The 25,222-nt window shown below is 64.4% G+C and carries 20 protein-coding genes; 12 read left to right on the top strand and 8 right to left on the bottom strand.

Annotation, left to right across the window (positions count from 1 at the left end):
- Nucleotides 1-138: 138 nt before the first annotated feature.
- The 3 genes from cysK to KVG96_RS17575 all read left to right on the top strand — a co-directional run bounded on the left by cysK (nucleotide 139) and on the right by KVG96_RS17575 (nucleotide 3,548).
- A complete protein-coding gene (gene cysK / locus KVG96_RS17585; protein WP_217893237.1) occupies nucleotides 139-1,113 on the top strand; it encodes a cysteine synthase A in 975 nt (324 codons plus the stop codon).
- A 187-nt stretch (nucleotides 1,114-1,300) separates the two neighbouring features.
- A complete protein-coding gene (locus KVG96_RS17580) occupies nucleotides 1,301-2,239 on the top strand; it encodes an aspartyl/asparaginyl beta-hydroxylase domain-containing protein (RefSeq protein ID WP_217893236.1) in 939 nt (312 codons plus the stop codon).
- Between the two features lie 448 nt (nucleotides 2,240-2,687).
- Nucleotides 2,688-3,548: a DMT family transporter gene (locus KVG96_RS17575; protein WP_217893235.1), complete on the top strand. Its 861-nt coding sequence runs from the start codon at nucleotides 2,688-2,690 to the stop codon at nucleotides 3,546-3,548.
- Nucleotides 3,549-3,689: 141 nt separating this feature from the next.
- On the opposite strand, the gene KVG96_RS17570 is transcribed toward KVG96_RS17575, so the two are convergent.
- Nucleotides 3,690-4,598: a DMT family transporter gene (locus KVG96_RS17570; RefSeq protein ID WP_217893234.1), complete on the bottom strand. Its 909-nt coding sequence runs from the start codon at nucleotides 4,596-4,598 to the stop codon at nucleotides 3,690-3,692.
- Between the two features lie 205 nt (nucleotides 4,599-4,803).
- On the opposite strand from KVG96_RS17570, the gene aceK reads away from it, so the two are divergent.
- From aceK to KVG96_RS17545, 5 genes are all read left to right on the top strand, one after another.
- Complete coding sequence (gene aceK, locus KVG96_RS17565; protein WP_217893233.1) at nucleotides 4,804-6,525, top strand: bifunctional isocitrate dehydrogenase kinase/phosphatase; 1,722 nt, start codon at nucleotides 4,804-4,806, stop codon at nucleotides 6,523-6,525.
- Nucleotides 6,526-6,748: 223 nt separating this feature from the next.
- The gene (hrpA, locus tag KVG96_RS17560) at nucleotides 6,749-10,660 is read left to right on the top strand and encodes an ATP-dependent RNA helicase HrpA (RefSeq protein ID WP_217893232.1); all 3,912 of its coding nucleotides are present in this window, start codon (nucleotides 6,749-6,751) and stop codon (nucleotides 10,658-10,660) included.
- A 315-nt stretch (nucleotides 10,661-10,975) separates the two neighbouring features.
- Nucleotides 10,976-12,097, top strand: coding sequence for a beta-ketoacyl-ACP synthase III (locus KVG96_RS17555; protein ID WP_217893231.1), 1,122 nt, complete (start codon nucleotides 10,976-10,978; stop codon nucleotides 12,095-12,097).
- A 135-nt stretch (nucleotides 12,098-12,232) separates the two neighbouring features.
- Entirely contained in the window at nucleotides 12,233-12,844 is a 612-nt protein-coding gene (locus KVG96_RS17550) for an RNA polymerase sigma factor (protein ID WP_217893230.1), read from the top strand.
- Complete coding sequence (locus tag KVG96_RS17545) at nucleotides 12,838-13,074, top strand: anti-sigma factor family protein (protein WP_217893229.1); 237 nt, start codon at nucleotides 12,838-12,840, stop codon at nucleotides 13,072-13,074. Before KVG96_RS17550 ends, KVG96_RS17545 begins: the two co-directional genes overlap by 7 nt.
- Before the next feature lie 193 nt (nucleotides 13,075-13,267).
- Here KVG96_RS17545 and KVG96_RS17540 read toward each other — a convergent pair whose 3' ends face one another.
- Nucleotides 13,268-14,590, bottom strand: a complete 1,323-nt coding sequence (locus KVG96_RS17540; RefSeq protein ID WP_085585019.1) for a putative porin — start codon at nucleotides 14,588-14,590, stop codon at nucleotides 13,268-13,270.
- A 281-nt stretch (nucleotides 14,591-14,871) separates the two neighbouring features.
- On the opposite strand from KVG96_RS17540, the gene KVG96_RS17535 reads away from it, so the two are divergent.
- On the top strand, nucleotides 14,872-15,996 hold the full coding sequence (locus KVG96_RS17535) for a GNAT family N-acetyltransferase (RefSeq protein ID WP_217893228.1): 1,125 nt from the start codon (nucleotides 14,872-14,874) through the stop codon (nucleotides 15,994-15,996).
- 114 nt (nucleotides 15,997-16,110) lie between these two features.
- On the opposite strand, the gene aqpZ is transcribed toward KVG96_RS17535, so the two are convergent.
- The 5 genes from aqpZ to KVG96_RS17510 form a co-directional block, all read right to left on the bottom strand.
- Nucleotides 16,111-16,806, bottom strand: coding sequence for an aquaporin Z (gene aqpZ / locus KVG96_RS17530; RefSeq protein ID WP_217893227.1), 696 nt, complete (start codon nucleotides 16,804-16,806; stop codon nucleotides 16,111-16,113).
- A gap of 271 nt (nucleotides 16,807-17,077) precedes the next feature.
- Nucleotides 17,078-18,910 (bottom strand): ABC transporter ATP-binding protein, encoded by a 1,833-nt coding sequence (locus KVG96_RS17525; RefSeq protein ID WP_217893226.1) that lies wholly within the window; start codon nucleotides 18,908-18,910, stop codon nucleotides 17,078-17,080.
- An 88-nt stretch (nucleotides 18,911-18,998) separates the two neighbouring features.
- Nucleotides 18,999-19,562, bottom strand: a complete 564-nt coding sequence (locus tag KVG96_RS17520; protein WP_217893225.1) for a peptidylprolyl isomerase — start codon at nucleotides 19,560-19,562, stop codon at nucleotides 18,999-19,001.
- Nucleotides 19,563-19,565: 3 nt separating this feature from the next.
- Nucleotides 19,566-20,369 (bottom strand): alpha/beta fold hydrolase, encoded by an 804-nt coding sequence (locus KVG96_RS17515; RefSeq protein WP_217893224.1) that lies wholly within the window; start codon nucleotides 20,367-20,369, stop codon nucleotides 19,566-19,568.
- Nucleotides 20,370-20,383: 14 nt separating this feature from the next.
- Nucleotides 20,384-21,307 (bottom strand): PA3225 family LysR-type transcriptional regulator, encoded by a 924-nt coding sequence (locus tag KVG96_RS17510; protein WP_065258273.1) that lies wholly within the window; start codon nucleotides 21,305-21,307, stop codon nucleotides 20,384-20,386.
- Nucleotides 21,308-21,356: 49 nt separating this feature from the next.
- On the opposite strand from KVG96_RS17510, the gene KVG96_RS17505 reads away from it, so the two are divergent.
- The 3 genes from KVG96_RS17505 to KVG96_RS17495 all read left to right on the top strand — a co-directional run bounded on the left by KVG96_RS17505 (nucleotide 21,357) and on the right by KVG96_RS17495 (nucleotide 23,696).
- Entirely contained in the window at nucleotides 21,357-21,671 is a 315-nt protein-coding gene (locus KVG96_RS17505; protein WP_217893223.1) for a 3-phosphoglycerate kinase, read from the top strand.
- 228 nt (nucleotides 21,672-21,899) lie between these two features.
- Nucleotides 21,900-22,499 (top strand): FMN-dependent NADH-azoreductase, encoded by a 600-nt coding sequence (locus tag KVG96_RS17500; protein WP_217893222.1) that lies wholly within the window; start codon nucleotides 21,900-21,902, stop codon nucleotides 22,497-22,499.
- A 330-nt stretch (nucleotides 22,500-22,829) separates the two neighbouring features.
- On the top strand, nucleotides 22,830-23,696 hold the full coding sequence (locus tag KVG96_RS17495) for a carboxylate/amino acid/amine transporter (RefSeq protein WP_217893221.1): 867 nt from the start codon (nucleotides 22,830-22,832) through the stop codon (nucleotides 23,694-23,696).
- A gap of 108 nt (nucleotides 23,697-23,804) precedes the next feature.
- Here the strand turns inward: KVG96_RS17495 and KVG96_RS17490 are convergent, their stop codons facing one another.
- Nucleotides 23,805-25,103: a mechanosensitive ion channel family protein gene (locus KVG96_RS17490; protein ID WP_217893220.1), complete on the bottom strand. Its 1,299-nt coding sequence runs from the start codon at nucleotides 25,101-25,103 to the stop codon at nucleotides 23,805-23,807.
- Between the last annotated feature and the right edge of the window lie 119 nt (nucleotides 25,104-25,222).

Raw genomic sequence — 25,222 nt, 5'->3', positions numbered from 1 at the left:
ACGGCATTTTCCGCAGGGTTTAAAGCGATTGACTGCCGCCCGCCGCAGTCGTTCGACCGGGGCGGGACGGGCTGGACTGGCCGCAGCAACAGGCTTACCTTGGAGGGCTGAATCCAACGCTGTCTTAAGGACCCAGCCATGAGCCGCATTTTCGCTGACAACGCCCATTCCATCGGCAACACGCCGCTGGTGCAGATCAACCGGATCGCCCCGCGCGGCGTAACCATCCTGGCCAAGATCGAAGGTCGCAACCCGGGCTACTCGGTCAAGTGCCGGATCGGCGCGAACATGATCTGGGACGCCGAAAGCAGCGGCCGGCTCAAGCCGGGCATGACCATCATCGAACCGACCTCGGGCAACACCGGCATCGGCCTGGCATTCGTCGCGGCGGCCCGGGGCTACAAGCTGATGCTGACCATGCCGGCCTCCATGAGCATCGAGCGGCGCAAGGTGCTCAAGGCCCTGGGCGCGGAACTGGTGCTCACCGAACCGGCCAAGGGCATGAAAGGCGCCATCGAGAAGGCCACCGAAATCGCCGCCAGCGACGCCGGCCAATATTTCATGCCGGCCCAGTTCGACAACCCGGCCAACCCGGCGATCCACGAGAAGACCACCGGCCCGGAAATCTGGAACGACACCGACGGCGCCATCGACGTGCTGGTGGCGGGGGTGGGAACCGGCGGAACCATCACCGGTGTCTCGCGGTATATCAAGAACACCCAGGGCAAACCGATCCTGTCGGTGGCGGTGGAGCCGGTGGCGTCCCCGGTCATCACCCAGGCGTTGGCCGGTGAGGAGATCAAGCCCAGCCCCCACAAGATCCAGGGCATCGGCGCCGGTTTCGTGCCCAAGAACCTGGACCTGTCGATGGTCGACCGGGTCGAGCAGGTCACCGACGACGAGTCCAAGGCCATGGCCCTGCGGCTGATGCAGGAAGAGGGCATCCTGTGCGGGATTTCCTGCGGTGCGGCGATGGCGGTGGCGGTGCGGTTGGCCGAGACCCCGGAAATGCAAGGCAAGACCCTCGTCGTGGTGCTGCCGGACTCCGGCGAGCGTTACCTGTCGAGCATGTTGTTCAGCGATCTGTTCACCGATCAGGAGAACCAGCAGTAAGGGCAAGGATTGACTCACGTCAGCCTGGGTTCAGGACGCGTGTGTTAAGAAGTGCTTTGTTGCGCAACCCTTAACACTGAATCTTGGCCTGGCGGGTTTTTCCCGGCGTCGGGAGTGTTTATCATGGCCCGCCGCCATGTCGGGCAGATGACATTGCGCAGCGTTGTCTTTTTTCAAGGAGTTGTTGATGACTTTTCCATTGGCCGCCAAGGTGTCGGTGCTGTTGCTGTTCGTGGGCAGCATTCTCTTCGTGCATCTGCGCGGCAAGGCGCGCCTGCCGGTGCTGCGTCAGTTCGTCAACCACTCGGCGCTGTTCGCCCCGTACAACACGTTGATGTACCTGTTCTCGGGCGTGCCGTCCAGGCCGTACCTGGACCGCAGCAAGTTCCCTGAGCTGGACGTGCTGCGCGACAACTGGGAAACCATCCGCGACGAGGCCATGCACCTGTTCGACGAGGGCTACATCCGCGCCGCCGAAAAGAACAACGACGCCGGTTTCGGCTCGTTCTTCAAGAAGGGCTGGAAGCGTTTCTACCTCAAGTGGTACGACAAGCCGCTGCCGTCCGCCGAGGCCCTGTGCCCCAAGACCGTGGCGCTGGTCAGCGCGATCCCCAACGTCAAGGGCGCGATGTTCGCGCTGTTGCCGGGCGGCAGCCATCTGAATCCGCACCGCGATCCGTTCGCCGGTTCCCTGCGCTATCACCTCGGCCTGTCGACCCCAAACTCCGACGATTGCCGGATCTTCGTCGACGGCCAGGTCTACGCCTGGCGCGACGGTGAGGACGTGATGTTCGACGAGACCTACGTGCACTGGGTCAAGAACGAAACCGAAAAGACCCGCGTCATCCTGTTCTGCGACATCGAGCGTCCCCTGAGCAACCGCCTGATGACCCGCATCAACCGCTTCATCAGCGCCTGGCTGGGCCGGGCCACGGCCCCCCAGAACCTGGACGACGAACGCGTCGGCGGCATCAACCGGGCCTACGCCTGGAGCAAAAGCTTCAGCGACAGGTTCAGCGGCGCGGTCAAGCAATGGAAACGCCGCAACCCCAAGGCCTACCGCGTGATGCGGCCGGTGCTGGCGGTGGTGGTGCTGACGTTGCTGGGGTATTGGCTGTTTGGGTGAGACCCGGCCGGAAACGAAAAAGCCGCTCCCGATGAGCGGCTTTTTCATGCCCGCGAGTCCGGGGTGATGCGCGCGGCGTTCGGTCGACGCGCCTCATCGTTGCATTCTGTGTCCCCGGCTGGTTATAGTCGGCCCTCGTGAGCTTCAGGCTCACCCCTCCAATCTGCAAAGAAGATCAGTCCAGATGCCTGCATCCCCTGTCAACGCGGTAGTCGATCCGGCGGTCAACGCTGGCGTCGTGCCGTGCGGGAACCGGCAGCCTGTGCAGATCAGTCATTACCCTCCACCACCTGTCAGTGGCACGCCGGTGCGCGCAGTCGCACCGCCACCGGGCGTCGGGGTTCGGGGCTGATCGGCGTTTTCTGCCGTCCCCCGTGCCCGCCCGGAAAAACCTACTGAATTTCAGCTTCGGCTGAGTTGGCTATTTGCCTGACTACAGGTGGCATGCATGTTTGTCCTTTCGAAAAAATCCGCGCTCGCGGCGGCGTCCACGAGCCTGTTCGTCCTGCTGTGGAGCAGCGGGGCGATCTTCTCCAAATGGGGCCTGGCCCACGCGTCGCCCTTTGCCTTTCTCCTGCTGCGTTTTGTGATCGCCCTGTGCGGGCTGGTGCTGCTGGTGCCGTTGCTCAAGCTGAAGCTGCCTGCCGGCGGCAGGCCGATGCTGTATGCGCTGGCCACCGGTGTGGTGTTGCTGGGGGCCTATCAGATCTTCTATCTGCTGGCCCTGGACCGCAAAGTCACGCCGGGGGTGATGGCGACTGTCATGGGCGTTCAGCCGATCCTGACGGTGGCGATCATGGAGCGCCAGCGCTCGGCCTCACGGCTGTTCGGCCTGGCGCTGGGGCTGGCGGGGCTGGTGATGGTGGTCTACCAGGGCATCGGCCTGGCCGGAATGTCATGGGCCGGCATGCTGTTCGGCCTGCTGGCGCTGGCGAGCATGACCTTCGGCTCGATCATGCAGAAGCGCATCACCGACAATCCGCTCGGCACGCTGCCGGTGCAGTACCTGGCCGGACTGTTGCTGTGCGGGATCTTCGTGCCGTTCCAGCCGTTCCACTTCGAGCGCACGGCCGGGTTCATCGTGCCGGTGCTGTGGATGGGGCTGGTGGTGTCGGTGCTGGCCACGCTGTTGCTGTACCGGCTGATCGCCCGGGGCAATCTGGTGAACGTCACCAGCCTGTTCTACCTGGTGCCGGCGGTGACGGCGGTGATGGACTACCTGATCTTCGGCAATCGCCTGGCGATGCTGAGCGTGCTGGGGATGGCGCTGATCATCGTCGGCCTGGTGTTCGTGTTCCGTAAGGCCTGATGACGGTCATCGCCGGCGGGCCGGCTTCCACGGGAATCGCCTGGTGGAAGCCGGCCTGGCGGCGATGCCGTCGGTGCCGGCCTCATCGCTTACAGGCGGGCTCCTACCGTGTTCTGTGGGAGCCCGCCTTTCTTTGCCGGTCTAGCGTGCCGGCGCTTCGGCAGGCTTCGCCGCCGCCGGTTTCAGCACCAGCCACAACGCCAGCGCAATCAACACCCCGCCATACAGATGCGCCAACGACAGCGGCTCATCCAGGAACAACGCCCCCCACAGCACGCCGAACGGCGGAATCATGAAGGTCACGGTCATCGATTTGACCGGGCCGATCGAACTCAGCAGACGGAAATAGAGAATGTAGGCGAAGGCGGTGCACGCCAGGCCCAGGCCCAGCAGCGACAGCCAGACGTTCCAGCCGCCCCAGCTCGCCGGCGGCCGGGTGAGGGCGCTGTAGCCGAACAGCGGCAGCAGGAACAAGGTGGCGCCGAGCATGCTGCCCAGTGCCGACAGGCGGCTGTCGAGCCCGCCGGCCTGGTCCAGCCAACGCCGCGCCAGGAACCCGGCAAAGCCGTAGCAGGTGGTGGCCAGCAGGCAGGCGAGGGCGCCCATCAGCAGCGGCAGGTCGAACGCCACCGGGCCTGCGCGGGTGAGCACGCCGACGCCGAACAGGCCGAGAAACACGCCGCCGAGCTTGGCCGCCGTGAGCCTTTCGCTGAAGAACAGCCCGCCGATCAGCACGCCCATCATTGGCGTGGTGGCGTTGAAGATCGCCGAGTACCCGGCCGGCAGCACCTGGGCGGCCACCGAATACAGCGTGGCCGGGATCCCGGAGTTGATCAGGCCCAGCAGCATCACCGTCTTCAGCTTGCCCTTGAAGTCCCAGCTGATGCGCATCAGGCCGAGGATCACCAGCAGCCCGGCGGCGGCGATCGAGACCCGGAAGAACGCCGTGGGAACCGTGCCGATCACTGGCGCGATGATGCGCATGAACAGAAAACTGGCGCCCCAGATGGCCGCCAACGACAGTAACCGGAATACATCGACGGGGCTCACGGCGCACCTCCTGCTGCAAAGGGACGAGAGTGTTGCCGACGGCCCCGGCGATGGCAACCGCTGTTCGGGCATTTAATTCCTGTCGGCGGTGAGCAGGGCGTGCCGTCCGCGGATTTGGCGCAAATTGCGCTTCTCCTGCGCAGGCTTCCGTGGCTAAGCTCAGGCTTTGGAGCACAGATCCTTAATTCCCGCAGAGGTCTCATCTATGCCGCAGCAATGGCCAGCCACCGATATCGCCCGCATGATCCTCGATGGCTTCGACGATTACCGCGAGCATTTCCGCCGGATCACCGACGGTGCGCGGGAGCGCTTCGAGCAGGCGCGCTGGCAGGAGACGCAGACCGCCTCGGCGGCGCGGATCAACTTGTACGAAGAGAAGGTCGGCGAGACCGTGGTGCGCCTGCGCGAGCACTTCGAGGAGCCGGTGCTGATGGACGTCAGTTGCTGGCCGCTGGTCAAGAGCGCCTACATCGGCATCATCGACCTGCGCTTCGACGATGAGCTGTCCGAGACCTGGTACAACTCGATCTTCTGCGGGCTGTTCAGCCATGACCTGATCAGCGACGGCTGCATGTTCATCCACACCACCCGGCCGAGCCTGCGCCGTGCCCGCGCCGCCCAGACGCGCATCTACCGGCCCGAGGGGCAACTGTCGGGGATGCTCGCCAGCATCTTCGCCGACTACCGCTTCAGCGAAGACTATGCCGACCTGCCCCGGGACCTGCAGCGCCTCGAGGCGCAACTGCGGGAAAACCTGCCGGACTGGGTGTGCAAGGATCCGGAGCTGAGCGTCGAGCTGTTCTCCTCGGTGCTGTACCGCAACAAGGGCGCGTACCTGGTGGGGCGCCTCTACACCAACGACGACCAGTGGCCGCTGGTGATTCCGTTGCTGCACCGCGAAGGGCGCGGGATCCAGATCGACGCGCTGATCACCGATGAGGCGGAGGTGTCGATCATCTTCTCCTTCACCCGTTCGTACTTCATGGTGGACGTGGCGGTGCCGGCGGAGTTCATCGGCTTTCTGCGGCGCATCCTGCCGGGCAAGCACATCGCCGAGCTGTACACCTCCATCGGCTTCTACAAGCACGGCAAGTCGGAGTTCTACCGCGCGCTGATCAACCACCTGGCCAACACCGACGACCGCTTCATCATGGCGCCGGGCGTGCGCGGCATGGTCATGAGCGTGTTCACCCTGCCGGGCTTCAATACGGTGTTCAAGATCATCAAGGACCGTTTCTCGCCGTCGAAGAACGTCGACCGCGCCACGGTGATCGAAAAGTACCGGCTGGTGAAAAGCGTCGACCGCGTGGGGCGCATGGCCGACACCCAGGAGTTCGCCGATTTCCGTTTCCCCGTGAGCAAGTTCGACCCGGCGTGCCTTGAAGAACTGCTGGAGGTCGCGCCCTCGACCGTGTCGCTCGAAGGCGAGACCGTGCTGATCCGCCACTGCTGGACCGAACGCCGGATGACCCCGCTCAACCTCTACCTGGACAACGCCAACGAAGCCCAGGTGCGCGAGGCGCTGGAGGACTACGGCCTGGCGATCAAGCAACTGGCGGCGGCCAACATCTTTCCCGGCGACATGCTGCTGAAGAACTTCGGCGTCACCCGCCATGGCCGGGTGGTGTTCTACGACTACGACGAGATCTGCTTCCTCACCGAGGCCAACTTCCGCCACATCCCGCCACCGCGCACCCCGGAGGACGAAATGGCCTCCGAGCCGTGGTACTCGATCGGGCCGCTGGACGTGTTCCCGGAGGAATTCCCGCCGTTCCTGTTCGCCGACGCCGGGCAGCGCAAGCTGTTCGACCAGTTGCACGGCGAGCTGTACAACGCCGACTACTGGAAGGGCCTGCAAGAGGCGATCCGGGCGGGGAAAGTGATCGATGTGTTCCCGTACCGGCGCAAAGGGCTGGATAACGAATAGGGCAGCCGTAAGCGGCAAGCCACAAGCTGCAAGCTTCAAGCTTCAAGCTTCAAGCGGCAAGCTGCAAGCGGCAAGCGGTAAGCGGTAAGCCGAAGGTCACATTCATCTTGCAGCTTACAGCTTGCCGCTTGCAGCTACCTTGCGGCTTACGGCTTGCCGCTTGCCGCTGCTTTTCTGCGACAATCGCCCCCTTGCGCCACCAGACTACCGAATTGCGTACCCGATGACCGACGAATCGCCCTCCATCGACAAACTGCTGAAGAACCTCGACCACGCCATGCTCGCCGACCGCCACCGGTTGCGCCGGCAGTTGCTTGAGCAGCGCAAGAAACCCGACGAGGCCAAGCTGGCCCAGTGGGTCGCGCGCATGCAGGCGTCCTGCGACCAGGTGCTGGCGCGCAAGGCCAGCGTGCCTGCGATCCGCTACGACGACAGCCTGCCCATCGCCGCCAAGCGTGACGAGATCAAAAAGGCGCTTGAACAGCATCAGGTGCTGATCATCGCCGGCGAGACCGGCTCGGGCAAAACCACCCAGTTGCCGAAGATCTGCCTGGAGATCGGCCGCGGCCGGCACGGCCTCATCGGCCACACCCAGCCCCGCCGGATCGCCGCGCGCAGCGTCGCCAGCCGGGTCGCCGAAGAACTCGGCACGCCGCTGGGCGCGCTGGTCGGCTATCAGGTGCGGTTCGAGGACCAGAGCGATTCCAACACCCTGATCAAACTGATGACCGACGGCATCCTGCTGGCGGAGACCCAGAACGACCGTTACCTGGAACGCTACGACACGATCATCGTCGACGAGGCCCACGAACGCAGCCTCAACATCGATTTCCTGCTGGGCTACCTGAAGACCCTGCTGCCGCGCCGTCCGGACCTGAAGGTCATCATCACCTCGGCGACCATCGACCTGGAGCGCTTCTCCAGGCACTTCGACGATGCGCCGATCGTGGAAGTCTCCGGCCGCACCTTCCCGGTGGAGACCTGGTACCGCCCGCTGACCCTGGAGCAGGACGAAGAGGGCAACCGGGTCGAAGACGACCTGACCGTGGATCAGGCGATCCTCGCCACCCTCGACGAAATCGCCGCCTACGAGCGCAGCGAGCGCCGCAGCCCCGGCGATGTGCTGGTGTTCCTGCCGGGCGAGCGGGAGATCCGCGACGCCGCCGAAATGCTGCGCAAGGCCCAGCTCAAGCACACCGAAATCCTGCCGCTGTACGCGCGCCTGTCGCCGGCCGAGCAGCAGCGGATCTTCCAGTCCCACCCGGGCCGGCGCGTGGTGCTGGCGACCAACGTCGCCGAAACCTCGCTGACCGTGCCGGGCATCCGTTACGTGATCGACAGCGGCACCGCCCGCATCAGCCGCTACAGCTACCGCGCCAAAGTGCAGCGCCTGCCCGTCGAGGCGGTTTCCCAGGCCAGCGCCAACCAGCGCAAGGGCCGTTGCGGGCGGGTCGAGCCGGGCATCTGCGTGCGCCTGTACAGCGAAGAGGACTTCCTCGGCCGGCCGGAATTCACCGACCCCGAGATCCTGCGCACCAACCTGGCCGCGGTGATTCTGCAGATGCTCCATCTGCGCCTCGGCGACATCACCGCGTTCCCGTTCATCGAGCCGCCGGACGGCAAGGCGATCAGCGACGGCTTCAACCTGCTGCAAGAGCTGTCGGCGGTGGACCGCAACAATCAGCTGACCCCGATCGGCCGCCAACTGGCGCGCCTGCCGGTGGATCCGCGCATGGGCCGCATGCTGCTGGAAGCGGCGCGCCTGGGCAGCCTTCAGGAAGTGCTGATCGTGGCCAGCGCCATGTCGGTGCAGGATCCGCGCGAACGTCCGCCGGAGCGCCAGCAGGCCGCCGACCAGGCCCACGCGCAGTGGAAGGACGCCGATTCGGACTTCGCGGCGCTGGTCAACCTGTGGCGCGGCTTCGAGGAGCAGCGCCAGGCGCTGACCGCGAGCCCGCTGCGCAACTGGTGCCGCAAGAATTTCCTCAATTACCTGCGCCTGCGCGAATGGCGCGACGCCCATCGGCAACTGAGCCTGATCTGCCGCGACCTTCAGCTGAGCCTGAACAAGGAGCCGGCGGACTTCGCGAAGTTCCACAAGGCGGTGCTGGTGGGCCTGCTCAGCCAGATCGGCCAGAAGACCGAAGAGGGCGATTACCTCGGCGCCCGGCAGCGGCGTTTCTGGATCCACCCGTCGTCCGGGATCGGCAAGAAGCGCCCGCAGTGGGTGATGGCCGCCGAACTGGTGGAGACCACCAAGCTCTACGCGCGGATGGTGGCCAAGATCGATGCCGACTGGATCGAGCCTTTGGCCGGGCACCTGATCAAGAAGAACCACTTCGAACCGCACTGGGAGAAGAAGCGCGGCCAGGTGATCGCGTTCGAGCAGATCACCCTGTTCGGCCTGATCGTGGTCGGCCGCCGCCCGGTGCATTACGGCCCGGTGGATCCGGTGGTCTCGCGGGAACTGTTCATCCGCGAAGGGCTGGTGCGCGGGGAGATCCAGTCCCGGGCCAAGTGCCTGACGGCGAACAAGCAGCTGCTGGAGCAGCTCGACGAACTGGAGGCCAAGGCCCGGCGCCGCGACATCCTGGCCGACGAAGAGACCCTGTACGCCTTCTACGACGCACGCCTGCCGGCGGAGATTCACCAGACCGCCACGTTCGACAGTTGGTACCGGGTCAACAGCCAGAAGGATCCGCAACTGCTGATCATGCGCGAAGAGGACGTGCTGGCCCGCGAGGCCAGCGAAGTCACCGCGCGGGACTACCCGGACACCCTGCACATCGGCGACCTGGAGCTGGCGCTCAGTTATCACTTCGAGCCTAACCACCCCCGCGACGGCGTGACCCTGCGGGTGCCGGCGCCGCTGTTGCCGATGCTGCCGCCGGAGCGCCTGGAATGGCTGGTGCCGGGGCTGATCGAAGCCAAGTGCATTGCGCTGGTGCGCAACTTGCCCAAGGCCCTGCGCAAGAACTTCGTGCCGGTGCCGGACTTCGTCAGGGCCGCGCTGCAGCGCATGGCTTTCGCCGAGGGCTCGTTGCCCCAGGCCCTGGGCCGCGAACTGCTGCGCATGACCGGTGCGCGGGTCAGCGACGAAGCCTGGGCCGAAGCCGGACAGCAGGTCGAAGGGCATCTGCGGATGAACCTGGAAATCGTCGACGGCCAGGGCAAGTTCCTCGGCGAAGGGCGTGACCTGGCCGAGCTCACCGCGCGTTTCGCCGAAGCCAGCCAAGCGGCGCTGGCCGTGCCGCAGAGCGCCAAGGCGCAGCAGCCGGTGGAGGCCAAGGTCTTTGCGCCGGTGGCGGAAAAGACCCGGCAGAAGATCGCCGGGCTGTCGATGACGGTGTACCCGGCGCTGGTGGAAGAGGGCGGCACGGTCAAGGAAGGGCGTTTCTCGACGCCGGCCGAAGCCGAGTTCCGGCACCGCCGTGCGTTGCAGCGGCTGTTGCTGCAACAGTTGGCCGAGCCGGCCAAGTTCCTGCGCGGCAAGCTGCCGGGGCTGACCGAGCTGGGCCTGCTGTACCGCGAACTGGGGCGGGTGGAGGCGCTGGTCGAGGACATCCTGCTGGCCAGCCTCGACACCTGCATCCTCGAGGGCGAAGACCCGCTGCCCCGGGACGGCGCCGGTCTGGCGGCGCTGGCCGAGCGCAAGCGCGGCGCCTGGACCGAGCATGCCGAACGGGTGGCGCGCCTGGTGCTGGAGATCCTCAAGCTGTGGCACGGCCTGCAAAAACGCTTCAAGGGCAAGATCGACCTGGCCCAGGCCGTCGCGCTGAACGACATCAAGCAGCAGCTCAGCCAGTTGGTGTATCCGGGCTTCGTGCGGGAAACGCCGATGCTGTGGCTCAAGGAACTGCCGCGCTACCTCAAGGCGGTCGAGCAGCGGTTCGAGAAGCTCGGTGCCCAGGTGCAGAAGGACCGGGTGTGGAGCGGCGAGCTGGCCGGCCTCTGGACGCAGTACCAGACCCGCGCCGCCAAGCACGCCCAGGAAGGCAAGCGCGATCCGCAGTTGGAGCTGTACCGCTGGTGGCTGGAGGAATACCGGGTTTCGCTGTTCGCCCAGCAGTTGGGGACGAAGGTGCCGGTGTCCGACAAGCGCCTGAACAAACAGTGGACGCAGGTCGAGGCCTAGCCTTCGGGCGCGAGCCTGCTCGCGATGACGGAGCATCAGGCAACGATTGACCGATTGTCTGACAGTCCCTCGTCGCGGGCAGGCTCGCTCTCACAGCCAATCGTCCGTTGTGCGTGGGACAGAGGCCAAAACCTTGGGTTTATGGCACACTTCGCGACCATAAACGCCGGATTCACGGCCTAGAGCCTCCGGCGCAGGATGCGCTGCGCAATAAAGCGTCACCCGGTTTTTGCGTCTACCGGACGGGAATAGACCCTTTGCGTGTTGGCACGTCGGTGCCAGCACTTTCTGCCTGAACAGATCAGAGAAACGACCATGCATAACGTCGTCATCAGCGGCACCGGCCTGTACACCCCGGCCAACAGCATCTCCAACGAAGAACTGGTGAACTCGTTCAACACCTACGTTGCGCAGTTCAACGCCGACAACGCCGATGCCATCGCCCGCGGCGAGATCCAGGCCCTGACCGAATCCAGCGCCGCGTTCATCGAGAAAGCCTCCGGCATCAAGAGCCGCTTCGTCATGGACAAGGACGGCATCCTCGACCCTTCGCGCATGACACCGCGCCTGCCGGAGCGTTCCAACGACGAATGGTCGGTGCTCTGCCAGATGGCCACCGCCGCCGCCGAGCAGGCCCTGCAGCGCGCCGGCAAGACCGCCGCCGACATCGACGGCGTGATCGTCGCCTGCTCCAACCTGCAGCGCGCCTATCCGGCCATCGCCATCGAAGTCCAGGAAGCGCTGGGCATCCAGGGCTTCGGCTTCGACATGAACGTGGCCTGCTCGTCCGCCACCTTCGGCATCCAGGCCGCCGCCAACAGCGTGCAGCTGGGCCAGGCCCGGGCGATCCTGATGGTCAACCCGGAAGTCTGCACCGGCCACCTGAACTTCCGTGACCGCGACAGCCACTTCATCTTCGGCGACGCCGCCACCGCCGTGGTCATCGAGCGCGCCGACCTTGCGACCTCCAAGCACCAGTTCGACGTGGTCAGCACCAAGCTGCTGACCAAGTTCTCCAACAACATCCGCAACAACTTCGGCTTCCTCAACCGCGCGGCGGAAGAGGGCGTCGGCGCCCGCGACAAGCTGTTCGTGCAGGAAGGCCGCAAGGTGTTCAAGGACGTCTGCCCGATGGTGGCCGAGCTGATCGGCGAGCACCTGGAAGAGAACAAGCTCAACGTCGGCGACGTGAAGCGCTTCTGGCTGCACCAGGCCAACCTGAGCATGAATCACCTGATCGTGCGCAAGCTGCTGGGCCGCGAAGCCACCGAAGAAGAGGCGCCGGTGATCCTCGACACCTACGCCAACACCAGCTCCGCCGGTTCCGTGATCGCGTTCCACAAGCACCAGGACGACCTGGCGGCCGGTTCGCTGGCGGTGCTGAGTTCGTTCGGTGCCGGCTATTCGATCGGCAGCGTGATTCTGCGCAAGCGTTAAGGGACGTTTCATTTCCTCTTAATCGCGCTGAAGTTTCCTGCATCCGGATCAGCGCGAACGCTGTAATTTTCGAAAGTGGCGGCAGGAGAGATCCTGCCGCCGTCATTTTCGGAACCGGGACAAGGGGATTGATGGATGGCGGTTGACGACACCCAATTGCTGGCGCGTTTGCTGGCCGGCGAGCAAAAGGCTTTCAAGGAACTGGTCTCGACCTACCAGAGCGCCATGCGCGCCGTGGCCTATGCCATCGTCGGCCAGCGTCATGTCGAGGAAGTGGTGCAGGATGCCTGGCTGTCGGTGGTGCGCCATCTCGGCAGTTTCGAGGGCCGCTCCAGCCTCAAGACCTGGCTGCTGACCATCACCGCCAATTCGGCCAAGAGCCGCTACAAGCGCAACCGCCGCGAGGTGCTGCTGGACGATTTGCCGGCGCCGCACGGCACCCTCGATGACGACCGCTTCTCACCGGGCGACGGCCATTGGCGGGCGGCGCCGTTCGCCTGGCACCATGACACTCCCGAGGCCTTGCTGACCGAGAGCGAACTGCGTGACTGTCTGGAGCACACCCTGCAAAGCCTTTCGCAGCTGCAGGGCAGCGTGTTGACGTTGCGCGAGCAACAAGGCCTGGAGCTGGAGGATATCTGTAATCTTCTGGACATCTCGCTCTCCAATGTCCGCGTGCTGCTGCATCGGGCACGTTTGAAGGTCTTTGCGACCGTGGAACATTTTGAGGAGACCGGAGAATGCTGACCTGCAAGGAGCAAGTGGCGCGATCCAGCGATTATCTCGATGGCCGGCTGAGCTTTCGCGAGAAGCTGATGGTGCGTCATCACCTGATGTTCTGCCGCAATTGCCGGCGGTTCATCCGTCAGATGCGGCTGATGCAGGCGACGCTGCGGGCCATGCCGCCCAAGCCTGAGGAGGGCGTGGACGCGTTGGCCGAGCGCCTGGCGGCGCAACGTCAGAAGGATCGTTCCTGACAAAAACACTGTGGCGAGGGAGCAAGCTCCCTCGCCACAGGTAGGGGGACGGCACGGTGCGGATGACACGAACGGATGATGGGGATCGTCCCGCCCGCACCGGGCTTGAGTCGCAAGCTCCAGGCCGCAGGCTTCGGCTGCAAGTCGAGGCATTCGACTTGCAGCTTGAGGCTCAAGGCTTGTCGCTGTTTCTTTAGAACTTCGCTTCCGCGTCCAACTGCAGGGTGTTGGTGTCTGCGTCGCGCTGGGTGCGGCTGGAGAAGTCGGCCTTGGTCAGGAAGTACGTGGCGCCGATGGCGAAGTTCTTGTCGATGTCGTAACCGACCTTGAACTTGTGGCCGCGGGAGCCGGTGGTGCCGTTGGCGAAGTCCGAGTCGGTGAAGGCGCCGACCACGGCGTCGCGCTGCACGTCGCGGTAGTTGTAGTCCAGGTTCAGGCCGAAGACCTTCGACTTGGCGCCCACCAGCCATGCGGTGTCCGCATCGGTCACCGCATCGTTGTTCTTCACGTACTGGCCGTAGAACGACAGCGGCATCGGCAGGCCGCCGATGTCGATCTGGCTGAAGCCTTCGTACAGGCGGAACTGGTTGTTGGCCGAGTTGCCGTTGACCGACAGGGCGCACGGGGTGGAGGTGCCGGTGCAGCGGCTGTCTTCGTCGTTCTGGTAGGCGTAGACGCTGCCGCCCAGGGTCAGTTTCAGGTTGTCGGTGATGGCGAAGCGGCTGCCCAGTTGGCCGGCGGTCAGGCGCAGGTCGTGGCGGAACTGCACGCCTTCGCCGTCGACGTTGTCCTTGAGGGTGTAGTTGCCCAGGCTGCCGAACAGTTCGGCACTGCTGCCCAACGGGTATTTGTAGGTGACGGCCAGGCCTTCGGGGTTGATGTCGCTGTCCCAGATCACGTCGCCCATGCTGACCCACGGCTGCAGCATCTTGCCGCCGATCACGTGCAGGTTCTTGATGGCGTCCGGGTGGTAGTCGATGTAGCCCAGGTCCAGCCAGATCTGCTTCTTGTCGAAGTAGTTGTCCATGTCCTGGTTGGTGGAGCGGGCGTCGTCGCCGCCGCCGGTGGCGATGCGGATGCCGGTGTCCACCTGCGGGTTGATTTCGCTGTAGGCGCCCAGGCGGGCACGGATGCGCTGACGGTCCTTGTCGCGGCCGCCGTTGTTCGACTCGCCGTCGATCTTGACGGTTTCCTGGCGGATGCGCACGTCACCCTTGAACTGGGTCTTGGCGGCCCACGCCAGCTTCTGGTCGAAGGCGCTCTGTTCGTTGGCCTTCTTCGCGACGGCGGCCACTTGTTCGTTGGTCTCTTGCTGCGCCTGCTGGGCGATTTGCTGGGCCTTCTGGTCCTTGGCCAGCTCGGTCTGCAGTTCGATGTACTGCGCCTGGGTGATCGAACCGTTGGCCTTGAGCATGTCGAGCAGTTTGGCGTCGACCGCGGCACTGGCCGGAACACTCATGGCCAGCAGCAGGCCACCGCACAGGGCCGCCGCAGTTTTCGTGGAAGCAAGACGCATAGCAATCTCCGAAGATGAGAGGGGATGGCGAAGCCATCCTGGGCACAACCGACGGTTTGACGGTCGGAAAACAGTGTCCGGGTAGAACCCGGCGCTCTAAAAACAGGCGCCAGTATCGCGACGGTTTATGACAGAGCAGTGGCACAGTGATGGCAGGTTCGTGACGATACAAAACCGCCCTGAACTATCGGGCCAGAGCGCTGTCGCCGATTTCAACGTGTGCAACGACAGGCCGATCGGCGATACTCGGCGGGCTGTCACGCCCCGAACCGGAGAGGAAAATGCCGCTGCAACGCCTGCACGAACTGTCGCAAATCGCATCCGCCGACTGGGATGCGCTGGTGCCGGAGAACCAGCCGTTCCTGCGCCATGGTTTCCTCGCGGCGCTGGAGGAGAGCGGCAGCGTCGGCGCGCACACGGGCTGGCAAGCGGAGCATCTGCTGCACGTCGAAAACGACCGGCTGATCGCTGCGCTGCCCGCCTACCGCAAGTGGCACTCCTACGGCGAGTACGTGTTCGATCACGGCTGGGCCGATGCCTGCGCCCGGGCCGGCATCGACTACTACCCCAAGCTGCTGGTGGCCGTGCCGTTCAGCCCGGTCAGCGGCCCGCGGCTGTTGGCGGCGTCGGTCGAGGACGGCTTCGAACTGCTCAAGAGCCTACCGGGTTACCTGGAGATCGAAGGGCTCTCCAGCGCCCACATCAACTTCACCGATCCGTTCACCGACGCGGCCATGGCCGAACAGCCGGGCTGGCTGCAGCGCATCGGCTGCCAGTACCACTGGCAGAACCGCGGCTACCGGGATTTCCAGGACTTTCTCGACGGGCTCAGTTCGCGCAAGCGCAAGCAGATGCGCAAGGAGCGCGAGCAGGTGGCGGGGCAGGGCTTCAGCTTCCAATGGCTGGAGGGGCGGGAGTTGGACGAGGCGCAATGGGATTTCGTCTACGCCTGTTACGCCAACACCTACGCCGTGCGGCGGCAAGCACCGTACCTGACCCGGGCGTTCTTCAGCCTGCTGGCCGAACGCATGCCCGAGGCCATCCGCGTGGTGCTGGCCAAACAGGGTTCAAGGCCGGTGGCGATGGCCTTCAGCCTGGTCGGTGGCGACAGCTTCTATGGCCGTTACTGGGGTTGCCTGGCGGAGTTCGATCGCCTGCATTTCGAGACCTGTTTCTACCAGGGCATGGACTACGCCATCGCCGAGGGCTTTCAGCGCTTCGATGCCGGCGCCCAGGGCGAGCACAAGCTGATTCGCGGATTCGAGCCGGTGATCACCCGCTCCTGGCACTACCTGCGCCACCCCGGCCTGAAGGCGGCCGTGAAGGACTTCCTGCGCCAGGAACGCGCCGGGGTGCTGGCCTACGCCGAAGAGGCGCGGGCCGCCTTGCCCTACCGCCAGGCCTGACAGATCCCTTGTAGGAGCGAGCCTGCCCGCGATGGCGGTGGATCAGTGGTCAACGATAGTGATTGGCAAACCGCTATCGCGAGCAGGCTCGCTCCTGCAAAGAAAAGGTGTGAGTCAGCTATCGTCATGGCCCAGCCAGCGATAAATCACCCCGCCCACCACGGCGCCGAGCAGCGGCGCCACCCAGAACATCCACAGTTGCGCGATGGCCCAGCCGCCCGCCATCAGCGCCGGCCCCGTGCTGCGGGCCGGGTTCACCGAGGTGTTGGTGACCGGGATCGAGATCAGGTGGATCAGGGTCAGGGCCAGGCCGATGGCGATCGGCGCCAGGCCCGCCGGCGCGCGCCGGTCGGTGGCGCCGAGGATGATCACCACGAACAGGGCGGTCATCACCAGCTCGGTGACGAACCCGGCGGCCATTGAATAGTGGCCGGGAGAGTGCTCGCCGTAGCCGTTGGAGGCCAGGCCGCCGGCGATGTCGAAGCCTTCCTTGCCGCTGGCGATCCAGGCGATCAGCGCCGCCGCGATGATGGCGCCGATCACCTGGGCGACGATGTAGGCGGGCAGCTCCTTGGCCGGGAACCGGCCGCCGACGGTCAGGCCCAGCGACACGGCCGGATTGAGGTGGCAACCGCTGATGTGGCCGATGGCGAATGCCATGGTCAGCACCGTCAGGCCGAAGGCCAGGGCCACCCCCAGCACGCCGATGCCCGTGGGCGGGGACGCGGCGATCACCGCGCTGCCGCAACCGCCCAGCACCAGCCAGAACGTACCTAACAACTCCGTGACCGAACGTTTGAACAGAGACATGGGAATGTCCTTGATAGGCGTGCTATCGAGACTGAAACGGGTTGCGAGTCCTTTCAGAATTACGACAGGTTCCACGCCGGAGCCTTGTCTCAGTACAGCAGGCGTTGCGCAGATGTCCAGCCCCCGCCTGCTGTGGCGGGGGAGCTTGCTCCCGCTTGGCTGCGAAGCAGTCGCAATCACAATGCTCGGCTTGACGGGTGTCCCGATTGGGACAGCTTCGCTGTCTGGCGGGAGCACGCACCCCCGCCACGGCCCCAGGCTCCGGGGTCGGTCAGTCGATGCCGACGAACCCGCCCGTCTGGTGGCGCCACAGCCGCGCATACAGGCCGCCATGGGCCAGCAGTTCGGCATGGCTGCCGCTTTCGGCGATCCTGCCGTTCTCCAGCACCACCAGCCGGTCCATCCGGGCGATGGTCGAGAGGCGGTGGGCGATGGCGATCACGGTCTTGCCCTGCATCAGGGTCTCCAGGCTTTCCTGGATCGCCGCCTCGACTTCCGAGTCCAGCGCCGAAGTGGCTTCGTCCATGATCAGGATCGGCGCGTCCTTGAGCAGGACGCGGGCGATCGCGATGCGCTGGCGCTGGCCGCCGGACAGCTTGACGCCGCGCTCGCCGACATGGGCGTCGAACCCGGTGCGCCCCTCGGCGTCGGACAGCAGCGGAATGAACTCGTCGGCCCGGGCTTTGCGCACCGCCTCCCAGAGTTCTTCGTCGGTGGCGTCGGGCTTGCCGTAGAGCAGGTTGTCGCGGATCGAGCGGTGCAGCAACGACGTGTCCTGGGTGATCATGCCGATCCGTGCGCGCAGGCTTTCCTGGCCGACTTCGGCGATGTTCTGGCCGTCGATCAGGATGCGCCCGGCCTCGACGTCGTACAGGCGCAGCAGCAGATTGACCAGCGTCGACTTGCCTGCGCCGGACGGCCCGATCAGGCCGATCTTCTCGCCGGGCCGGATGGTCAGGTTGAGGTCGCCGATGATGCTTTTCTTCTTGCCGTAGTGGAAATCCACGTGCTCGAAGCGCACTTCGCCACGGGCCACGTCCAGCGGCCTGGCCTGGGCGTGGTCGGTGACGCTGACCGGTTGCGCGATGGTCTGCAGGCCGTCCTGCACCATGCCGATGTTTTCGAAGATGCCGGTGACCACCCACATGATCCACCCGGACATGTTGACGATGCGGATCACAAGGCCGGTGGCCAGGGCGATCGCGCCGACCGTGATCAGCGACTGCGTCCACAGCCACAGGGCCAGCGCCGTGGTGCCGACGATCAGCAGGCCGTTCATCGTGGTGATGGCCACGTCCATGCTGGTGACCACGCGGCCCGCCAGCTGGGCTTTTTCGGTCTGTTCCTGGATGGCTTCGCGGGCGTAGTGCTGCTCGAAGTTGGTATGGGCGAACAGCTTGAGGGTGGCGATGTTGGTGTAGCCGTCGACGATCCGCCCCATCAGCTTGGAGCGTGCGTCGGAGGCCGCCACCGCGCGGTCCTTGACCCTTGGCACGAAGTAGTAGAGCGCGCCGATGTAGGCGGCGATCCACGTCAGCAGCGGGATCATCAGGCGCCAGTCGGCCTCGGCGAACAGCACCAGGGAACTGATCGCGTAGATCACCACGTGCCACAGCGCGTCCACCGCCTGCACGGCGGAGTCGCGCAGCGAGTTGCCGGTCTGCATGATGCGCTGGGCGATGCGGCCGGCGAAGTCGTTCTGGAAGAAGTTCAGGCTCTGCTTGAGCACGTAGCTGTGGTTCTGCCAGCGGATCAGGCTGGTCATGCTCGGGCTCAGGGTCTGGTGCACCAGCATGTCGTGCAGGGCCAGGAACAGCGGGCGCAGGAGCAGCGCCACCACGGCCATCCAGGCCAGTTCCGCGCCGTGGATCTTGAAGAAATCGACGTTCGGCGTGCCTTGGGCAAGATCGATGATGCGGCTCAGGTAGCTGAACAGCGCCACTTCGATCAGTGCGCCGAACAGGCCGATGACCAGCAGGGCGGCGAAGCTCGGCCAGACCTGCTTCAGGTAATAGGTGTAGAAGGGCAGGACGCGGTTCGGCGGGGCCGCCGTGGGGGCGTCGCGGAAAATGTCGATCAGTTGTTCGAAACGGCGATAGAGCATCGGATAACTCGCCCGGCGTGCGGGCTCTCCTTTTATCGGTGTGAGCGGCGCGCCGTCGGTGGCGGCCGCTCGTCATGCCCTGTACAGCTTAGTCGATGCGCTTGGCCGACTTGATGATCACAGGGTCGACCGGCACGTTCTGCATGCCTTGTTTGGTGGTGGTGCGGGAGTTGACGATGATGTCGACCACGTCCATGCCCTTGACCACTTTGGCGAACACGGCGTAGCCGGCGTCGCGGCCCGGATCGAGGAAGGCATTGTCGGCCACGTTGATGAAGAACTGGCTGGTGGCCGAGTTCGGGTCGGAGGTGCGCGCCATCGACAGGGTGCCGCGCACGTTGTGCAGGCCGTTGCTCGCCTCGTTCTTGATCGGGGCCTTGGTGTCCTTCTGCTGCATCTGCTGGGTGAATCCGCCGCCCTGGGCCATGAAGCCCGGGATCACGCGGTGGAAGATGGTGTTGGTGTAGAAGCCGCTGTCGACGTATTCCAGGAAGTTCTTGGTGGTGACCGGCGCCTTGACCGGATCCAGTTCGATCTCGATCTGGCCGTTGGAGGTGTCCAGCAGCACGTGCGGCGCCTTGGCCGGGGTGGCCGCCATCAGGTTGGCGGCGAACAGCACGGAGCCTGCGGCGAGGGCGATTTTTTTCAGCATGGGTCAGAGGTCCTGAGGGTGGTTGTCGGCTGCGGCGAGGAACGCCAGCAGCGTTTGATTGAAGCGTTCGGGCTGATCGAGCGGGGTGGCGTGGCGCGAATCGGCGATCACTGCCAGCTGCGCGTCGGGCAGCAGTTTCACATAGGATTCTTTCAGCGAGACGGGGGTGTAGTCCCGGTCGGCGCTGACGACGAGGGTTGGACAGGTGACCTTCGACAGTCGTTCCTGAACGCCCCAGCCGACGATGGCATCGAAGCTGGCGAGATAAGCACGTTTGTCGTTCCTTGCCCAGCGTTCGGCCATCTTCTGTCGCAATTGCGCCTGCTCCGGTTTGGGGAACAGTTTGGCGCCCAGGGCCTTGCCGATGGTGGCGAGGCTGAGCACGCGCATCAGGCTCCAGCGCTTGAGCCACTGCCAGTAGTCGTCGCGGCTGCGCAGTTTGACCTGCGGGGCGCTGTTGACGATGGTCAGGCTCTTGAGCCGTTGCGGATGGTCGACGGCGAACTGGAAGCCGATCATCCCGCCCATGGACAGGCCGACGTAATGCACCGCCTCCAGGTTCAGGTGCTCGATGAGCGCCAGCAGGTCGGCGCTGAAGCCGGCGATGCTGTAGCGCTCCCGGGGTTTGTCCGAGCGGCCGTGGCCGCGCACGTCCGGGACGATCACCCGATGGTGCGCGGACAGCGCCGGGATCTGCATTTCCCAGTCCAGGGTACTGGAACCGAGCCCGTGGACCAGCAGCAACGGCGTGCCGTGGCCGTATTCCTCGTAGTGCAGGTTGCAGCCTTCATGCTCGAAATAGGCCATCGGGGGACTCCGTGTCAGGCTTGTTCGGGGGCGGCGAACGGTGCGTCCAGCGGCAAGGTGTCGAAGGTGCGCAACAGTTCGACGAGAATCTGCGAGGCCGGCCCCAGCGGTTTGTCCTTGTTCGAATACAGATAGAAACTCGGATTGCGGCTGCCGCCCTGATCCAACGGTAGCAGCTTGAGCAGGCCTTCCTTCAATTCCCGTTCGATCATGTGCCGTGGCAACCAGGCAAAGCCCAGTCCGCTGGAGACGAAATTGGCGGCGGTGGCGAGGCTGCCGACAGTCCAGCGCTGCTCGGCGCCGAGCCAGCCGACGTCCCGGGGTTGCTGGCGGCCGGAGTCGCGGATCACCACTTGCATCTGGGTTTCCAGGTCCTGGAAATTCAGTTCACGGTTCAGTCGATGCAGGGCGTGTTCGGGGTGGGCGACGGCAACGAATTCCACGTCGCTCAACTCCGCGCCGAGGTAGCCGGGAATGCTCAGGCCGGTGATCGCCAGATCGGCCACACCTTCGAGCAACACCTCCTCGACGCCCGACAGCACCTCCTCACGCAGACGCACGCGGCAGCCGCGGCTCTGCGGCATGAACGCGGTCAGGGCGCGGACCAGGCGGGCGGTGGGGTAGGCGGCGTCCACCACCAGGCGCACTTCCGCCTCCCAGCCTTGTTCCATGTGATGGGCGAGGTCTTCCAGTTGGCTGGCCTGTTTGACCAGTTGCCGCGAACGGCGCAGCAGCACGCCGCCGGCTTCGGTGAGCACGGCCTTGCGCCCGTCGATGCGCAGCAGCGGCACGCCGAGCTGGTCCTGCATGCGCGCGACGGTGTAGCTCACCGACGACTGCGAACGGTGCAGGGCCTCGGCGGCCTGGGCGAATCCGCCGTGGTCGACCACGGCCTGCAACGTGCGCCATTGATCAAGGGTCACGCGGGGCGCTTTCATCAATAGCTCCTCTTGTCCTAAGCTGGCCGTCCCCATTGGAGACTGCCGAATGAAAAAATTCTGTTGTGTGTTGCTGGCGCTGTTGCCGCTGACGGCGTTTGCGTACCCGATCGAGGTGGAAAAGGACCTCAACGGCCTGAAGATCGACTACAACACCTACGACACCGACAACGACATCGGCTCCATTCAGGTGAACAACTACGGCGACGTCGACGCGACCTGCAAGGTGCGCTTCATCAACGGCCCGGAGGCGCCGCGCACCCGCAACATCGACGTGGCCGCCGGCAAGCACAAGAACGCCACGGCCAAGTTCACCCGCACCATCATCAAGCTGCGCATCCAGCTGAGCTGCACCCCGAAGTAGCGCTGATCCCCGTAGGAGCGAGCCTGCTCGCGATGCGCTGTATCAGATGTTTACGTGTTGGCTGACACACTGCTATCGCGGGCAGGCTCACTCCTGCAAAGGTAAACAGGTGCATCTAAACGAATAATTCGATGCTTTGCAGCAATTATTTGCGCTTTTTCATCGATACGACCCTGTTTAAGCTTCACTCCATCGACTTACAACATTCTCGGATGGAGGCTACACACCATGTCCCGCGTTCTGATCATCGAAAGCAGCGCCCGCCAGCAAGACTCGGTTTCCCGTCAACTGACCCAGACCTTCATCAACCAATGGAAAGCTGCGCACCCCAACGATCAGATCACCGTGCGTGACCTCGCCGTGAACCCCGTGCCGCACCTGGACAGCAACCTGCTGGGCGGCTGGATGAAACCCGCCGATCAGCGCAACGCCAACGAACAGGCTTCGCTGGAGCGCTCCAACGCGCTGACCGACGAACTGCTGGCCGCCGACGTGCTGGTGATGGCCGCTCCGATGTACAACTTCGCGATCCCGAGCACCCTCAAGGCCTGGCTCGACCACGTGCTGCGCGCCGGCGTGACCTTCAAGTACACCGAAACCGGCCCCCAGGGCCTGCTCAGCGGCAAGCGCGCCTTTGTCCTGACCGCCCGCGGCGGCGTCTACGCCGGCGGCCCTGCCGACCACCAGGAACCGTACCTGCGCCAGGTGATGGGCTTCATCGGCATCCACGACGTGACCTTCATCCACGCCGAAGGCATGAACCTGGGCGGCGACTTCCAGGAGAAGGGCCTGAACCAGGCCAACGCCAAACTGGCCCAGGTCGCCTGAGCCGTTAATCGCCGGATAATCCCCGGGTGGTCTATTGATCCGGCGCAACCCTTCAAGGCTCCACGCGCATCGAACCTCCCTTTGCACTTGTGCTCCTGAGTGCTGTAGCCCGATTGAACGCCTTAGCGAGATCGGGCTTTTTTTTGCCTGCGGTTTAATGGCCTGCATATCCGCTGTAGGAGCGAGCCTGCTCGCGATAGCGGTGTGTCAGTCGACTTGTACGTATCTGACCCAGCGCTATCGCGAGCAGGCTCGCTCCTACAAGGGATATGTGTTGGTTGCGAAATGCAAAAAACGCTATCGTCGCCGCCATTCGAATTCGAGGCGACCATGGGCTATCTACTGTTTGTCACGCTGATCCAGGCGTTTTCCTTCAATCTGATCGGCGAATACCTGGCCGGTCACGTCGACAGCTACTTCGCGGTGCTGGTGCGGGTGGTGCTGGCCGGGCTGGTGTTCATCCCGCTGACCCGCTGGCGTTCGGTGGAGCCGGCGTTCATGCGCGGCATGCTGCTGATCGGCGCGCTGCAGTTCGGCATCACCTACGTGTGCCTGTACCTGAGCTTTCGCGTGCTGACGGTGCCGGAAGTGCTGCTGTTCACCATCCTCACGCCGTTGCACGTGACGCTGATCGAGGATGCCCTCAACCGACGCTTCAACCCGTGGGCACTGGTGGCCGCGCTGGTGGCGGTGACCGGTGCGGCGATCATTCGCTTCGACAACATCGCCGGGGACTTCTTCATGGGCTTCCTGCTGCTGCAACTGGCCAACTTCACCTATGCCGCCGGGCAGGTGATGTACAAACATCTGGTGGCGAAACACCCCAGCGATCTGCCGCATTACCGGCGCTTCGGCTTCTTCTTCATTGGCGCGCTGGTGGTGGTCTTGCCGGCATTCCTGCTGTTCGGCAAAGCCAACTTCCTGCCTGAAGCACCGCTGCAATGGGCCGTGTTGCTGTTCCTCGGCCTGGTCTCGACGGCGTTGGGCATCTATTGGTGGAACAAGGGCGCGTGCCTGGTCAACGGCGGCACGCTGGCGGTGATGAACAACCTGCATGTGCCGGTGGGGCTGCTGATGAACTTGCTGATCTGGAATCTGGACGAGGATCTGGGCCGCCTGTTCCTCGGTGGAGCGGTGATCCTGGGGGCGGTGTGGATCAGCCGGTTGGGCGTGCGCAGGCCGCTGGTCGCGCACTGACGTTCCCCGGTGGGAGCGAGCCTGCTCGCGATGGCGGTCGGTCAGTCGATGAAGGGCTGACTGACAGGCTGCAATCGCGAGCAGGCTCGCTCCTACGGGGATGGTGGGTTACATCAGGTGTTTTTCGGGTTCAGGAACATGCGCCGAACCCAGCACCGCCGGCAACAACCCGCTACGCAAATCCCCGCCACTGGGCTGCTGATACAGGCTCAACCCGAACTCCGGCAGCACCGCCAGCAGGTAATCGAAGATATCCCCCTGGATCCGCTCGTAATCGGCCCAGACCGTGGTGGTGGTAAAGCAATAGATTTCCAGCGGAATGCCCTGCGCCGTGGTCTGCATCTGCCGAACCATGCAGGTCATGTTCGGCTGGATCTCCGGGTGGCTTTTCAGATAGGCCAGCGCATAGGCGCGAAAGGTGCCGATGTTGGTCATCCGCCGGCGGTTGGCCGACATCGCCGCGACGTTGCCCTGCGCCTCGTTCCAGGCCTTTAGCTCGGCTTTCTTGCGGCCCATGTAAGCGGTCAGCAGGTGCACCTGGGAGAGTTTCTCTTCTTCATCGTCACGAATGAAGCGCACGCCGCTGGCGTCGATGAACAGGCTGCGCTTGATCCGCCGTCCGCCGGACTGCTGCATGCCGCGCCAGTTGCGAAACGACTCGGACATCAGCCGCCAGGTCGGGATCGAGACGATGGTCTTGTCGAAATTCTGCACCTTGACCGTGTGCAGGGTGATGTCCACCACATCGCCGTCGGCGCCGACCTGGGGCATTTCGATCCAGTCGCCGACCCGCAGCATGTCGTTGCTGGTCAGTTGCACGCTGGCCACGAACGACAGCAGGGTGTCCTTGTAGACCAACAGGATCACCGCCGACATCGCACCCAGGCCGGACAGCAGCAACAGCGGCGAACGGTCGATCAGGGTGGCGACGATGATGATCGCGCCGAACACGTACAAGACCATTTTCGCCAGTTGCACGTAACCCTTGATCGAGCGGGTGCGGGCGTGTTCGGTGCGCGCGTAGATGTCCAGCAGCGCGTTGAGCAGGGCGCTGACCGCCAGCATCAGGAACAGGATGGTGAACGCCAGGGCGACGTTGCCCAGGAACACCGTCGCGGCCTTGCTCAGTTCCGGCACCAGGTGCAGGCCGAACTGGATCACCAGCGACGGCGTCATCTGGGCCAGGCGCTGGAACACCTTGTTGTGCCGGAAATCGTTGATCCAGTGCAGCGCCGGCTGGCGCCCGAGCATGCGGCTGGCGTGCAGGATCAGGTAGCGCGCCACCCGTCCGAGCACCAGGGCGATCACCAGCAGCAGCACCAGGGCCAGGCCGGCGTGCAGGATCGGGTGCTGTTCGAGGGCGCCGAAGAGGTCTTGGGCGTTGAGCCAGAGCTGTTTGAAATCCATGGGTGGGGCGATTCTTCTGTAGGACGCGAGGGACGATTAGAGCATTCAAGACGCTGTGTATTACCGTTGGAGACAAATCAGGCAACAAAAAAGCCACTGTTTGCCACCGTTTGTATAAA

It is taken from the genome of Pseudomonas ekonensis (assembly GCF_019145435.1).
In the GTDB taxonomy this organism is placed as follows: Bacteria; Pseudomonadota; Gammaproteobacteria; order Pseudomonadales; family Pseudomonadaceae; genus Aquipseudomonas; species Aquipseudomonas ekonensis.
The sequence above is the reverse complement of the archived record's forward strand: the minus strand, read 5'-3'. Positions and strand labels throughout refer to the sequence as shown.

Excerpts from the sequence above, each read along its gene's own strand:
- cysK (WP_217893237.1), top strand. The coding sequence starts at position 139 with ATGAGCCGCATTTTCGCTGACAACGCCCATTCCATCGGCAACACGCCG.
- KVG96_RS17580 (WP_217893236.1), top strand. The coding sequence starts at position 1,301 with ATGACTTTTCCATTGGCCGCCAAGGTGTCGGTGCTGTTGCTGTTCGTG.
- KVG96_RS17575 (WP_217893235.1), top strand. The coding sequence starts at position 2,688 with ATGTTTGTCCTTTCGAAAAAATCCGCGCTCGCGGCGGCGTCCACGAGC.
- aceK (WP_217893233.1), top strand. The coding sequence starts at position 4,804 with ATGCCGCAGCAATGGCCAGCCACCGATATCGCCCGCATGATCCTCGAT.
- hrpA (WP_217893232.1), top strand. The coding sequence starts at position 6,749 with ATGACCGACGAATCGCCCTCCATCGACAAACTGCTGAAGAACCTCGAC.
- KVG96_RS17555 (WP_217893231.1), top strand. The coding sequence starts at position 10,976 with ATGCATAACGTCGTCATCAGCGGCACCGGCCTGTACACCCCGGCCAAC.
- KVG96_RS17550 (WP_217893230.1), top strand. The coding sequence starts at position 12,233 with ATGGCGGTTGACGACACCCAATTGCTGGCGCGTTTGCTGGCCGGCGAG.
- KVG96_RS17545 (WP_217893229.1), top strand. The coding sequence starts at position 12,838 with ATGCTGACCTGCAAGGAGCAAGTGGCGCGATCCAGCGATTATCTCGAT.
- KVG96_RS17540 (WP_085585019.1), bottom strand. The coding sequence starts at position 14,590 with ATGCGTCTTGCTTCCACGAAAACTGCGGCGGCCCTGTGCGGTGGCCTG.
- KVG96_RS17535 (WP_217893228.1), top strand. The coding sequence starts at position 14,872 with ATGCCGCTGCAACGCCTGCACGAACTGTCGCAAATCGCATCCGCCGAC.
- aqpZ (WP_217893227.1), bottom strand. The coding sequence starts at position 16,806 with ATGTCTCTGTTCAAACGTTCGGTCACGGAGTTGTTAGGTACGTTCTGG.
- KVG96_RS17525 (WP_217893226.1), bottom strand. The coding sequence starts at position 18,910 with ATGCTCTATCGCCGTTTCGAACAACTGATCGACATTTTCCGCGACGCC.
- KVG96_RS17520 (WP_217893225.1), bottom strand. The coding sequence starts at position 19,562 with ATGCTGAAAAAAATCGCCCTCGCCGCAGGCTCCGTGCTGTTCGCCGCC.
- KVG96_RS17515 (WP_217893224.1), bottom strand. The coding sequence starts at position 20,369 with ATGGCCTATTTCGAGCATGAAGGCTGCAACCTGCACTACGAGGAATAC.
- KVG96_RS17510 (WP_065258273.1), bottom strand. The coding sequence starts at position 21,307 with ATGAAAGCGCCCCGCGTGACCCTTGATCAATGGCGCACGTTGCAGGCC.
- KVG96_RS17505 (WP_217893223.1), top strand. The coding sequence starts at position 21,357 with ATGAAAAAATTCTGTTGTGTGTTGCTGGCGCTGTTGCCGCTGACGGCG.
- KVG96_RS17500 (WP_217893222.1), top strand. The coding sequence starts at position 21,900 with ATGTCCCGCGTTCTGATCATCGAAAGCAGCGCCCGCCAGCAAGACTCG.
- KVG96_RS17495 (WP_217893221.1), top strand. The coding sequence starts at position 22,830 with ATGGGCTATCTACTGTTTGTCACGCTGATCCAGGCGTTTTCCTTCAAT.
- KVG96_RS17490 (WP_217893220.1), bottom strand. The coding sequence starts at position 25,103 with ATGGATTTCAAACAGCTCTGGCTCAACGCCCAAGACCTCTTCGGCGCC.